This window comes from Streptomyces sp. JNUCC 64 (assembly GCF_054484115.1).
Window position 1 is genome coordinate 3,313,334 of record NZ_CM137015.1, and the last position, 12,998, is coordinate 3,326,331.

Annotated in this window: 7 protein-coding genes and 1 pseudogene; 3 read left to right on the top strand and 5 right to left on the bottom strand. The window is 76.1% G+C overall.

Features of this window, described 5'->3' with window-relative positions; translation table 11 throughout:
• Positions 1–56 precede the first annotated feature (56 nt).
• Together ACVWNX_RS13415 and ACVWNX_RS13420 are read left to right on the top strand one after the other, a co-directional pair.
• A complete protein-coding gene (locus tag ACVWNX_RS13415) occupies positions 57–914 on the top strand; it encodes a helix-turn-helix domain-containing protein (RefSeq protein WP_454414144.1) in 858 nt (285 codons plus the stop codon).
• Positions 915–1,355: 441 nt separating this feature from the next.
• Entirely contained in the window at positions 1,356–1,565 is a 210-nt protein-coding gene (locus ACVWNX_RS13420; RefSeq protein WP_454414145.1) for a DUF397 domain-containing protein, read from the top strand.
• A gap of 521 nt (positions 1,566–2,086) precedes the next feature.
• Here the strand turns inward: ACVWNX_RS13420 and ACVWNX_RS13425 are convergent.
• The 5 genes and pseudogenes from ACVWNX_RS13425 to ACVWNX_RS13445 all read right to left on the bottom strand — a co-directional run bounded on the left by ACVWNX_RS13425 (position 2,087) and on the right by ACVWNX_RS13445 (position 9,603).
• Positions 2,087–3,205, bottom strand: a complete 1,119-nt coding sequence (locus ACVWNX_RS13425) for an ADP-ribosylglycohydrolase family protein (protein WP_454414147.1) — start codon at positions 3,203–3,205, stop codon at positions 2,087–2,089.
• Positions 3,206–3,365: 160 nt separating this feature from the next.
• Positions 3,366–5,567, bottom strand: coding sequence for an ABC transporter substrate-binding protein (locus ACVWNX_RS13430; protein ID WP_454414148.1), 2,202 nt, complete (start codon positions 5,565–5,567; stop codon positions 3,366–3,368).
• A 119-nt stretch (positions 5,568–5,686) separates the two neighbouring features.
• Positions 5,687–6,997, bottom strand: a complete 1,311-nt coding sequence (locus tag ACVWNX_RS13435; RefSeq protein WP_454414755.1) for an ABC transporter substrate-binding protein — start codon at positions 6,995–6,997, stop codon at positions 5,687–5,689.
• 888 nt (positions 6,998–7,885) lie between these two features.
• Positions 7,886–8,608, bottom strand: a pseudogene (locus ACVWNX_RS13440) (serine/threonine-protein kinase); the annotation flags it as partial.
• Complete coding sequence (locus ACVWNX_RS13445) at positions 8,605–9,603, bottom strand: hypothetical protein (protein ID WP_454414149.1); 999 nt, start codon at positions 9,601–9,603, stop codon at positions 8,605–8,607. The gene ACVWNX_RS13445 and the pseudogene ACVWNX_RS13440, both read right to left, overlap by 4 nt.
• A gap of 507 nt (positions 9,604–10,110) precedes the next feature.
• Here ACVWNX_RS13445 and ACVWNX_RS13450 point away from each other — a divergent pair.
• Complete coding sequence (locus tag ACVWNX_RS13450) at positions 10,111–12,771, top strand: bifunctional FO biosynthesis protein CofGH (protein WP_454414150.1); 2,661 nt, start codon at positions 10,111–10,113, stop codon at positions 12,769–12,771.
• The last annotated feature ends 227 nt before the right edge of the window (positions 12,772–12,998 follow it).

Below are 12,998 nucleotides of genomic sequence, written 5' to 3' on the forward strand. Positions count from 1 at the left end.
GATAGTCGCGCGGCGCGGCCAGCGGTCGCGGGCCCGGAGCCGGAGGTGCACGTCCCATGGCGTCCCATGTCAACCCCACCGTCAGGCGACGACGTCTGGGCCAGGAGCTGCGCCGGCTCCGGGAGCTGAAGGGCATGACCGCCGAGGAGGTGGCCGAGCGCCTGCTGGTCTCCCAGTCGAAGATCAGCCGTCTGGAGAACGGCCGCCGCAGCATCAGCCAGCGCGACGTCCGCGATCTGTGCGGGGTGTACGAGGTCGAGGACGTCCGGGTCGTCGAGTCGCTGATGCAGATGGCGAAGGACTCCCGCCAGCAGGGCTGGTGGCACTCGTTCGGCGACATCCCCTACAGCGTGTACATCGGTCTGGAGACGGACGCCGCCTCGTTGCGGGTGTACGACCCGCAGGTGGTGCCGGGGCTGCTCCAGACCCGTCCGTACGCGGAGGCGCTGATCACGGGCGCGCTGCCGGAGACCGCGGCGGGCGACATCGACAAACGGGTGCAGGTGCGGCTGCGGCGGCAGGAACGGATCTCCGCGGCGCAGAACCCGCTGCGGCTGTGGACCGTGCTGGACGAGGCCACGCTGCGCCGGGTGGTCGGCGGGCGGGACCTGATGCGGGAGCAGTTGGAGTACCTGGTGGAGCAGTCGCGGCTGCCGCACGTCACCGTGCAGGTGATCCCGTTCGAGATGGGCGCGCACCCGGGGCTGAACGGGCAGTACGCCATTCTGGAGTTTCCCGACGCGTCGGATTCCAGCGTGGTCTACATCGAGGGCGTCACCAGCGATCTGTATCTGGAGAAGGCGAACGACGTGCAGCGCTACAGCGTGATGTACGAGCATTTGCGGGCGCAGGCGCTGAACGTCGAACAATCACGGCAGTTCATCTCCCGGATCGCGCAGGAATACGCGCGCTGAGCGAACCGTTCCGGTCGCCCGTGCGCGCCAACCGCCGCCGGACATGGCGGAGATGATCGCCCGGGGGTACGCTGAGTCACCGGTTCCTTGATCGTGGAGCACGTCGTTGGAGTACGTCGTGGAGCACCGGGGACTACGGCCCGGACGGGGAATCCGTAGGGGACGGATCCCGTCCGCTCCCGGGGAATTGTCCGGTCTCGCAAAAATTGCCGAATAATACACCTCGGTGGGCAAGACCCGGAAGACCTGAATGCCATATCCCATCCTGTCGAGTGAAGCGGTCGGTCGTACCGCGTAGGGGACGAGTAGCGTCGCTCGCGCCCTCGACGGAATCCGTCCCCGCCAAAGCGGGGTGGTTCCGCGTGGGCGGCGGCCGTCGGGGCCCACGGGCACCGGCGCGGCGTCACACGACCACTGGCAACTGGCACAACCGGAGCGAACATGGCAATCCAGCAGGGCTCTACGCGTACGTGGGTCAAGTCCTCCCACTCGACGGGCAACGGCGCGTGCGTCGAGGTCAAGTCCCCGATCTCGCACACCATCAACGTCCGTGACTCCAAGGTCATCGAGGGACCCGCGCTCGCGCTGACCTGCGAGTCCTGGACCTCCTTCGTGACCGGGGTGCACGGGGGCACGTTCGACCTCGGCTGATCCGGCCGGGGCGGAGTGCCGCGCGGGCCGTCCGCACGGCTCGGCGCGTCCCCGCGCGTGGACCGTGGCACCCCGTGTTCCGTACGACGTGCCGTACGACGGTCCACCGGCCGAAGAGCCCTCTCGACCGGCCCGCCGTCCCGGCCGAGGGGGTCCGGCGCCCCGTCCGGCCGACTCCCCGCCGGACTTCCGGCCGCTCCCCTGGTTCCCGGTCACTCCCGCCGGGCTTCCGGACCGGAGCGGGGGCGGGAGCCGGAGCCCGGGCCGGGAGGATCCCGGGCCGGGAGGATCCCGGGCCGGGAGGAACGGCCCCGCCGTTCCGACCTCCACGAGTTCCCGGGTTCCCGCGCTTCACGGGTTCCCGGGCGCACGAGCGGGCCCTCCCTGACCGGGCCCGCTCCGGACCCCCTCCGGGACCGGCCCGTCCCGGAGACCCGGCTTGGTGGCGGGCGGCCGTCCCACGTGGACGGCCGTCCGGTCACGGGCCCGGCGCACGGTCCCGGCGGGGAGGGCGCGGCCCGTCACTCCCGGGGGTAACGCGCCAGCCACGCCGGGGCCGAGGCCGACGGGCCGTGCAGCGCGGGCCCCTGGGTCATCTCCAGCGCGAAGTCGTCGGCGAGCGCCAGCAGCGTCGGACGGCCCTCCAGCTCCGTGAGCCACGCCGGGGGCAGCGCCGTCTCCCCGTGCAGGGCGCCGAGCAGCGCGCCGGTCAGCGCGCCCGCCCCCGCCGAGTCGCCGCCGTGGTTGACCGCGAGGGTCAGCCCGTGCCGGACGTCCTCCCCGACCAGCGCGCAGTACACGGCGACGGCCAGCACCCCGGCCGCCTCGCCCGTGCCCAGCAGTTCCTCGACCCGTTCCGCGTCCGGCGTGCCGCGCCGCACCGCGTCCAACGCGCCCTCCAGGGCCGCGCCGATCCGCTCGTGCCCCGCCCAGGAGCCGATCAGCTCCACCGCGTCGCGCACCGCCTCGTCCGGGACCGCGCCGCGCGCCAGCGCGTGGACGATCACCGCGAACGCGCCCGCCGCCAGATGCCCCTCGGGGTGGCCGTGGGTCTGCGCGCCGCACTCCACCGCCAGTTGGACGACGAGTCGCGGCTCCCAGCCCACCAGCAGCCCGAACGGGGCGGAGCGCACGGCGGCCTCGCACCCCTTCTCCTCCGGGTTCTTCGGTGCGTCGAGGGTGCCCATCGTCTCGTCCCCGAAGCCCACGATCAGGGACCGCGCCGGGTCCCGCCGGGCGTACAGCCACTCCTCGCGGGCCAGCCACCCGTTGTCCGCGCGGCGTTCGTCGGGTCCCCAGTTCCACTGGGTCGCCGCCCAGCGGCGGTAGGCCCGGTGGAGGTCGGTGGGCGGGTGCCAGACGCCGACGTCCCGTCGGACCTGCGCGCGGATCAGCCCGTCCACGGTGAAGAGGGTCAGCTGGGTCGCGGCGGTGACCGCGCCGCGCCGTCCCCGGGCGGTGGCGGCGAGGCCGGTGAGTCCCGCCTCGCCGTACGCCTCCCGGATGGCGTCCAGCGCGAGGGCCGCGACGGGCGCGCCCAGCGCGTCCCCGATGGCGAGGCCGAGCAGGGTGCCACGGACCCGGCCGCGGAAGTCCTGCTGTTCGGCCCTCCCCCACACCACGGTGGCCACAGCGCTCACCGGCCCTCCCCCTCACTGCCCTCGCCGGACGGGTCACTCGCTCGCTCGCTGCACTGTAATGGACACGGTAAGTGGGGGTGGCGGAGTCGGGTCCGGCCGCTGGTCAGCCGGGGGGGGCGGCGTCGGGCGCCCGGCGTCGGGTCGCCCAGCGGACGTCCGGTCAGCCGTCGACCGTCCCCGCGTCCACCGAGCGGAACGGGCCCAGGTAGCGGGCGGCGTCGCGGCCCTCGACCCAGAGGAACAGGCCGTCGTCCTGGACCACTCCGCCGGTCTCCTCGGTGAAGCGGTACGTACGGGTGATCCCCCGGTAGGGGGCCTCCCGCAGCCGTCGGGGCAGGGCGGCGCGGTCGACGGCGCCCTGACCGTCCGGCCCGTCCGGCCCGTCCGGGCGGGTCAGGGCGCGGGCGACGAGGCCCAGCGCGTCGTACGCCTCGGCGGTGCCCAGCGGGACGGGGCCCGGTCCGTACCGCGCGCGGTGGGCGCGGACGAACCCGGCCGCCCGGGGCGTCAGGGCCGGGTCCACGAACGCCGAGGCGACGCCCCAGCCCTCCGCCGCCGCCCCGGCCCCGGCGCGGAACTCCGCCCCCGCCGCGGGCTGGAAGAGGACCCGTCCGCCGTCGAACCCGGCGGCCCGCAGCGCCCTGGCGCAGCGGGCCGCGCGGCGCGGCGAGGTGCCGCAGTAGACGACGCCCCGGGCTCCGGCGGCCAGCGCCTCGGCGGCGGCCGGGCCGAAGTCGTCGCTGTCCGCCGCCACGGTGTGCACCGACACCGTGCCCTTGGCCGGGGGGACCTGCCGCAGCGACTTGACCATGGCGTAGCTGTGGTCGCCGTCCTCGCGGTCGTCGATCAGGGCGGTGCGGCGCGCGGGCCGCACATGGGTGAGCCAGTGCGTGGCGCCCGCGGCCATCGCCATGGTCTGCGGGCGGAGCAGCAGGACCGGGGCGTCCTCGGTGGTCGGGTCGGCGTACCCCGCCCACACCGTGAGCATCGGCAGCCCCGCCTCCAGGTACCGTCCGGCCGCCGCCCGGACGCCCGTGTCGCCCGTCGGCCCCAGCACCGCGCGCACCGCCGGGTCGGCCGCGAACCGCCGGGCCGTCTCTCGGGCCCGGTCGGCGTTCCCGCCGTCGTCCCGGACGCTGAGCCGCAGGGTGAACGCCCGGTCCGGGCGGGCGTTGTGCGCGGCGGCGGCCAGCCGGGCGCCGCGTTCCTGCGCCCGGCCGAGGGCCCGGTCCGGGCCGGAGGTGTCGCCGTGCAGCCCGATCGTCACCACGGGGAGGGCCTCCCGCCGCCCGTCGGCCCCGTCGGTGTCCGGGGCGCGCCGGGCGAGGTAGACGGTGGTGCCGCCGCCCGCCGCGAGCACTCCGGCCGCCGCGCCGAGCGCCAGGAACCGCCGTCGTCCCGGCCCCGGTTCCGGGGGCGGCGGGGCTTCGGGCGGGGGTGGGGCGGGCGTCCGGGGCGGCTCCGGCAGGTCGAGGATTCGGGCGGAGCGTTCCGCGATCAGCGCGGGCAGGTCCGGGGGGAGCCAGTCGTCGTCGCCGGGCGCGCCCGCGCGGTCGGGCACCGGGCCCAGCGCGGCGGCGAGGCCGGCGGCGGTGGGGCGGTGGTCCGGGTCCTTGGCGAGGCAGCCCTCCAGCACCTCCCGCCAGGGGCCGTCGACCCCGTCGAGGTCGGGGGCCTCCCGCACGGTGCGGACCATGACGGAGAGGGGGGTGCCGGTGCCGAACGCGCGGCGGCCCGTGGTCGCGTACGCGAGGACGCAGCCCAGGGCGAACACGTCGCCGGGCGGGCCGACCCCGCCCTCCCCCGGCCGGGCCTGCTCGGGCGCCAGATAGCCGGGCGTGCCGATGATCGCGTCGGTCGCGGTGATCGCGGTGGCGCCGAGGGAACGGGCGATGCCGAAGTCGATCAGCCGGGGACCGTCCAGGGCCAGCAGCACGTTGCCCGGTTTGACGTCCCGGTGGACCAGTCCCGCCGCGTGGACCTCGGCGAGCGCCAGCGCGAGCCGCGCCCCGAGGCCCCGCGCCCCGGGCAGCGGGAACGGCCCCCGGTCGGCGAGGACCTCGGCGAGGGACGGGCCGGGGACGAAGGCGGTGGCGAGCCACGGTTCGCGGGCGTCCGGGTCGGCCGCGGTGACCGGGACGACGAAGCGGTTGCGCAGCAGCCGGGCGCTGTCCGCCTCGCGGCGGAACCTGGTCCGGAACGCGGGGTCGGCCGCGTACTCGGCGCGGATCACCTTGACGGCCGCCAGCCCGCCGCCCTCCGAACGGCCCAGGTACACCACGCCCATGCCGCCCGCGCCGAGCCGGGCCAGCAGCCGGTACCCCCCGATCGACGCGGGATCGGACTCCTTCAGCGCCCGCACGGCCGCCGCCCCGCCTTCTCCGGCACCGGTGTTCCCACGGTTCCCCCCGTTCGCGTGCCCGTATCCCGGGTCTCCCGGGTCTTCGTCCTCTGTAGTGCGTGGCTCACGGCCGTCCCGGGTCAGCGCTTCGGCGCCTGGACCGGGGCCTGGCCGACGTAGCGGAAGCCGCCGTCCCGCACCTCGTGGAGGTGCACCCCGTGGAGCGACTTGAACTCGCCGGTCTCCGGGACGAACACCAGCGGCTTGGAGACCCCTTCGTACGTCGCCGACCGCAACACCCCGCTCAGGGCGCGCGGTTCGGGCCGGGTGCCGCCCTCGGCGACCCGGTCCAGTTCGCGGATCACCAGGTTGACCGCGTCGTACGTCTCGGCGCCCCACCGGCCGGGGGCCGCGTCGAACCGTGCGCGGTGCGCGGCGGCGAACCGGCGGACCCGGGCGTCCGCCGGGTCGACGGCCCCGGTGGCGATCCGCCAGCCCTCGGCGGCCTTCCCCGCCCGGCGCGGGAACTCCGGGTCCAGGGCGGGTTCCGCCGCGTACCGGGGGCCGTCGAAGCGGCGGGCGGCGAGCGTGCGCGCCAGCCGGGCCGCCCCCACGGCCGGGCCGCTGTAGAGGAACGCGTCGACGCCCTCGTCCAGCATGTCGTCCACGACGGGGCCGAAGCCGTCCCCGATGGACGCCGGGACGACCCGGGGGTAGGCGGGGCGGCCCGTCTGCCGGAAGACGTGCGCGGCCATCGTGGAGTACATCCACGCGACGGCGTCCTCCCCCCGGTCCTCGATGAGTCCGGGGCGGCGCGGCGACCCGGCGGAGCCCAGCAGCGCGTACACCGTCGCGATCGCCGCGTAGGCGTGCGGGGGCCGGGTCCGCAGGAACACCCGGGAGTCCTTCTGGGCGGGCGCCGTCTGGCCGTTGACGACCGTCAGCATCGGGATCAGGGCGCCCTCGTACACCGGCAGCGCGGCGTTCGAGGTGCGGTCGGTGCTGGACGCGACGACGGCGAGGACGTCCCGGTCGTCCGCGACGCGACGGGCCGCCGTCACCGCCCGGGCGGGGTCACCGGCGTCGTCGCGGGTGACGAGCGTCAGGTCGAACGAGCGCAGGTGCCGGGCGTTGTACTCCTCCACGGCCAGCCGGGCGGCCCGTTCCTGGGCGCGTCCCACGGCGGCGGCCGGTCCCGAGAAGTCGCCCTGGAGGGCGATGGTCCAGCGGCGGGCCGCCTTCTTCTTCCCCCCGCCGCCGCCCGGTCCGCCGAACGCGGCCCACAGGCCCGCCGCGCCGCCCGCCGCGAGGACGGCCCCGCCGGAGGCGAGGAGCACCAGCCTGCGGCGGTGGCCGTGCGGTGCGGGCGCGGGCGGGGGCGGCGGGGGGTCCACGAGGGTGGCCTCGACGTCGGGGAGCGCCAGCATCGCCGCCGAACGGTCGGCGATCATGCGGACGACTCCGGGCGGCAGCCAGTCGGCGGTGCCCGACGGGACGTCCTCGGGGAACGCGGCCTCGACCTCGGCGGCGGTGGGCCGGGCCGCCGGGTCCTTGGCGAGACAGCGGCGCAGCAGGGCGAGGAGTTCGGCGGCCGGGTCGGGGGCGGGGCGGATCGCGTCCCGCGCGGGCCCGGGGGCGGCGGCGGTCGCGTCGGGGCTCGCTCCGTCGGCCGCGTCGGCCGCGTCGACCCCGTCAGCCCCGTCGACCCCGTCGGCCGCAGAAGACGCGGGGGGCGCGGGCGCGGTGGGGGGCGTGAGCGGCTGTCCGGGCGCCGGGCGGTGGTCCCGGGGGCGGGGCGGGGAGGCGTCCACGGGGTGGTCCCGGGGCGCGTCGTCCGGTCGTCCGTCCGGTCGGCCGCCTCGTGGTCCGTCCTGTGGTCCGTCGCCGCCGACGCTGAAGGCGAGCCGGGGGTCGGGGCGGTGGGGCGGGACCGGAGTGGCGGGCGTACCGGGTGCGGCCCCGGACGGGGCGGGGCTGCCGGGGGGCCTCCCGGACGGGGCGGGCGCGCCGGACCCGTCGGAAGGGCTCGGCGCCCCGGACCGGGCGGGCGCGCCGGGTCCCGTGGACGGTCGGACCGGGTCCCCGTCCGGGTTCGGGTCCCCGTCCGGGGTCCGGGACGGTCCCGGGGTCGGGTCCGGGGACGGCTCCGAGAACGAGGACGGGTCCGGGGACAGCTCCGGGGTCGGGTACGAAGTCGGGTTCGGGTTCGGAGACAGGTCCGGGGTCGGGTTCGGGTTCGGGGACAGGTCCGCGCCCAAGGACGGGGGCGGGCCCGGGTTCGGGGTCGGCGCCAAGGACGGGGGCGGGCTCGGGGACGGGGACGGCTCCGGGGACGGGAGCGGGTCGTCCGCGATCCCCGCCAGGTCCGGTTCCCCGTGGACCGTGCGGTACAGGAGGGCGTCGACGGCCCCGGTCCCGAAGGGCGGGCGTCCCGTGGCCGCGTAGGCGAGCAGACAGCCGAGGGAGAACACGTCGGAGGCGGGGCCGAGTTCGCCGCCGTCGGCGAGGGCCTGTTCGGGGGCGAGGAAGCCGGGCGTCCCGATGACGAGGTCGGCGGCGGTGAGCTCGGTGGCGTCCAGGGAGCGGGCGATGCCGAAGTCGATCAGCCGGGGACCGTCCACGGCGAGCAGGACGTTGCCGGGTTTGACGTCGCGGTGGACGAGTCCGGCGGTGTGCACGGCGCCGAGGGCGCCCGCGAGCATCTTGGCGAGGACGCGCACGCTGCGGACGGGCAGCGGTCCGGTGGCCGCGACCGCCTCGTGGAGGGCGGGCCCCGGCACGAACGCGGTGGCCAGCCAGGGCCGTTCGGCGTCGAGGTCGGCGCCGGTGACGGGGACCGCCCAGGGGCTGTGGACGCGCCGGGCCGCGTCGGCCTCCCGGCGGAACCGGACGCGGAAGTCCTCGCTGTCGGCGTGCTCGGCCTGGATGACCTTGACCGCGGCGAGCGCCCCGGACGCGGCGCGGGCGAGGTAGACGACGCCCATGCCGCCCGCGCCGAGCCGGGCGAGCAGCCGGTACCCCCCGACGGTGGACGGGTCCCGGGGGAGCAGGGGCTCGGTCATGCGTCGCCCTCCAGGGCCTTGCGGAGCCGGGTCTTCATGAAGGTCATGGTCTCGGCGGCGGTGCGGCGCAGTTCCTTGTCGGAGTGGCCCTTCGCCCCCTTGACGACGAGCGCGACGGTGACGGGGCCGAGGCGGTCCTGGTGCCAGGCGTAGTAGGCGGGGTCGCCGCCGGTCCGTTCGTCGAGGAACTTCCCGGCCTCCATGAGGGTGTCGTCGGCGGTGAGGTTGGCGCCCTCGCCGTAGCCGGAGCCGAGGGACATCAGTCCGGTGATCCGTTCGGTGGCGCCGAGCCGCTGGTCGGGGCAGCGCAGGGCCTCCTCCAGGGTCTCCGCCATCTCCCACTCGGCGGGGGACTCGGCGCGGTGCACGGTCACCGTCGCGGACACCCGCACCGCCCCCCTGCCGTCGGCGGCGGGCAGCACGGCGCGCCGGGTGAAGCTGGCGAGGACGCTCTCGGGCGCCTCCCCGCGCCGCCACGCGCAGGAGTCGTCGAGAACGTTCCAGTCGCGGGGGCCGCTCTCGTAGGGGGTGGCCTTCCGGTAGTCGCGGCCGTGCTCCTCGGGGCGGGCGGCGACCTCGCGGGCCAGGGCGAGGGCCCCGGCCCGGTCGCGCGGCACCCGGTCGGGATCGGGGTCGAAGTCGAAGCCGGAGGCCGTCGGGGTGGGATCGGTACCGCCCCGGACGGCCGGTTCCCCGTCGTCTCCCCCGGCCTTGGCGCCGGGGGTGGACCCGGTGCTCGTACCGGGGACGGGGTCCTCGCCCCGGTCGGGTTCCCCTCCGGCGCCGCGGCCCACGAGGAACGTCCAGCACAGCCCGACCGCGACCGCGACGGCGACCACGGCCGCGAGCGCGGCGACGAGCGCGGCCCGGCGGGGGCGGGCCGGCGTCCCCGCACCGGCCGCCGCGTCCGTACCGGTCGCCGCCCCCGGCGCCCGCGCACCGGAACCGGCCTCCGTCGTCCCGGTATCCGTACCCGTCCGTCTCATGGCACTCATCCGTCCCCCACCGTCCCCCACCGACTTCGCTCGGGTGGGCGCCCGGACCGTCCCCGCGGCCCGGCGACGCCCGGTCGCCGACGCCACATGCGACGAGCCGACCGGCTCCTTGGTTCCGTCCCACGGCGTGTCGCCGCGTACCGGACCGATGCCGACCCGGCCCGGACCGCTCCGCGCTCCACGGTACGGACCGGACGCCGATCGCGTGCGGGCCTGTGGACAACTCCGGACAGGGGCCTGTGGACAACCCCGGCGCCGGGCCCGGCCGGTCGCCCCCGCCCACGGCGCCGCCGCCGTCACTGACGCCACGTCCGTCACTGACGCCACGTCCGTCACTTCCGCCACCGACGGACGTCATCGGGGCCGAGGGCGCGGCAGGGGCCGCCGGGGCTCGTGGTAACTCGTGGTTCTGCGGACGGTCACCGGAGTTGACGGGCGACTTCGCCGTACGGGGAAGCCTCCCGAGGCACCGCTGACGGCGTCCCCCGCCACTCGTATGCTCGCGGTATGACAGATCCGCAGACCCCGTCGGGTCCCGCCGTTCCCGCAGGTCCCGGCCGACGGGACGAGGCTCCGCCCACCGCCAGCGCCATGCGGCGGGCGCTGCGGCGGGCCCGGGACGGCGTCACCCTGGACACCGGCGAGGCGGCCGTCCTGCTGCGGGCGCGCGGCGCCGATCTGGAGGACCTGTCGGCGTCGGCGGCCCGGGTGCGGGACGCCGGTCTGGCGGCGGCCGGGCGGCCCGGTGTCATCACGTACTCCAAGAGCGTGTTCATCCCGTTGACCCGGCTCTGCCGGGACAAGTGCCACTACTGCACCTTCGCGACCGTTCCCGGCAAGCTGCGCCGGGCCGGGCACGGGATGTTCATGTCGCCGGACGAGGTGCTGGACGTCGCGCGGCGCGGCGCCGAACTGGGCTGCAAGGAAGCGCTGATCACGCTCGGGGACAAGCCCGAGGACCGGTGGCCGGAGGCCCGGGAGTGGCTGGCCGCCGAGGGGTACGACGACACCATCGCGTACGTGCGCGCGATGTCGATCCGGATCCTGGAGGAGACGGGTCTGCTGCCGCACCTCAACCCGGGCGTGCTGAGCTGGACGGACTTCCAGCGCCTCAAGCCCGTCGCGCCCTCCATGGGCATGATGCTGGAGACGACGGCGACCCGGCTCTGGAGCGAACCGGGCGGCCCCCACTACGGCTCCCCCGACAAGGAGCCCGCCGTCCGGCTGCGGGTCCTGGAGGACGCGGGACGCAGCTCGGTCCCGTTCACCAGCGGGCTGCTGATCGGCATCGGGGAGACGTACGAGGAGCGCGCGGAGTCGCTGTTCGCGCTGCGGCGGGTGGCGCGCGCGTACCAGGGCGTCCAGGAGCTGATCATCCAGAACTTCCGGGCCAAGCCGGACACCGCGATGCGCGGGATGCCCGACGCGGAACTGGACGACCTGGTGGCCACGGTCGCGGTGGCCCGGCTGGTCATGGGCCCCTCGGGCTGCCTCCAGGCGCCGCCGAACCTGGTGGACGCCGAGTACGCGCGGCTGATCGGCGCGGGCGTCGACGACTGGGGCGGGGTGTCGCCGCTGACCATCGACCACGTCAACCCCGAGCGCCCCTGGCCCCGGATCGAGGAGTTGGCGCGGCACTCCGAGGCAGCCGGTTTCACCTTGCGGGAACGGCTGTGCGTGTACCCGGAGTTCGTCCGGCGCGGCGAACCGTGGCTCGACCCCCGGGTGCTGCCGCACGTGCGCGCGCTGGCCGACCCGGCGACGGGGCTGGCCGATCCGGACGCCCGCCCCGCCGGGCTGCCGTGGCAGGAGCCCGACGAGGCGTTCGTGGTCCCGTCGGGCCGCACCGACCTGCACCGCACCATCGACACCGAGGGCCGCACCACGGACCGGCGCGACGACTTCGACGCCGTGTACGGCGACTGGGAGGCGCTGCGGGAGGCGGCGGCGCCGGGCATGGTGCCGTCCCGGATCGACGGGGACGCGCGCGGGGCGCTGCGCACCGCGGCGGACGACCCGACGCGGCTCACCGACGCGGAGGCGCTGGCGCTGCTGCACGCCGACGGGCCCGCCCTGGACGCGCTCTGCCGGATCGCCGACGAGCTGCGCGCCTCCGTGGTCGGCGACGACGTCACGTACATCGTCACCCGGAACGTCAACTTCACCAACGTCTGCTACACCGGCTGCCGTTTCTGCGCGTTCGCCCAGCGGCGCACCGACGCCGACGCGTACACGCTCTCCCTGGACCAGGTCGCGGACCGGGCGGCGCAGGCGTGGGAGGTGGGCGCGGTCGAGGTGTGCATGCAGGGCGGCATCCACCCCGATCTGCCGGGGACGGCGTACTTCGACATCGCGCGCGCGGTGAAGGAGCGGGTGCCCGGCATGCACGTGCACGCGTTCTCCCCGATGGAGGTCGTCAACGGGGCGTCCCGGACGGGGCTGTCGATCCGCGAGTGGCTGACCGCCGCGAAGGAGGCCGGGCTGGACTCGATGCCCGGGACGGCCGCCGAGATCCTGGACGACGAGGTCCGCTGGGTGCTCACCAAGGGCAAGCTGCCCACGGCGACCTGGCGCGAGGTCATCGAGACCGCGCACGAACTGGGCATCCGTTCCTCGTCCACGATGATGTACGGCCACGTGGACCAGCCCCGGCACTGGCTGGGGCATCTGCGGACCCTGGTGGAGGTGCAGGAACGGGCGCTGGAGAAGGGCGTCGAGGGGTTCACGGAGTTCGTGACGCTGCCGTTCGTCCACACCAACGCCCCGGTGTACCTGGCGGGGATCGCCCGTCCCGGTCCGACCGCCCGGGACAACCGCGCGGTCACCGCGATGGCCCGGCTGCTGCTGCACCCGCACGTCCGCAACATCCAGACCAGCTGGGTGAAGCTGGGCGCGGAGGGCGCGGCGGAGATGCTGCGCTCGGGGGCGAACGACCTGGGCGGCACCCTGATGGAGGAGACGATCTCCCGGATGGCCGGATCGGGTTACGGCTCGTACCGGTCGGTCAAGGACCTGGTCGCCATCGCGGAGGCGGCGGGACGGCCCGCCCGGCCCCGGACCACGCTGTACGGGGAGGTCCCCGAGGAGCGGCGGCGGGCCGCGGCGGCGTCGGACGGGCATCTGCCGAAGTTGCTGCTGGTGCTGCCGGTGCTCCCGGCGGAGGGGTAGTCCCGCACGCCACGCACGCCCTGTACGTCACGCACGCCCTGAGCGCCACGCGCACCACGCACGCCCTGAGCGCCACGCGCAGACCACGAAGACCCGGAGCGACCGCCGCCCCTCCCGCCGACCGACCGGACGGGGCGGCCCTCCGGGTCTTCGCGTGCCTCCCCCGGGATAAGGAGACTTGAGCGTTCCCCCACCGTCCGGAGGGAGGCGAATCACCCATAACCGCT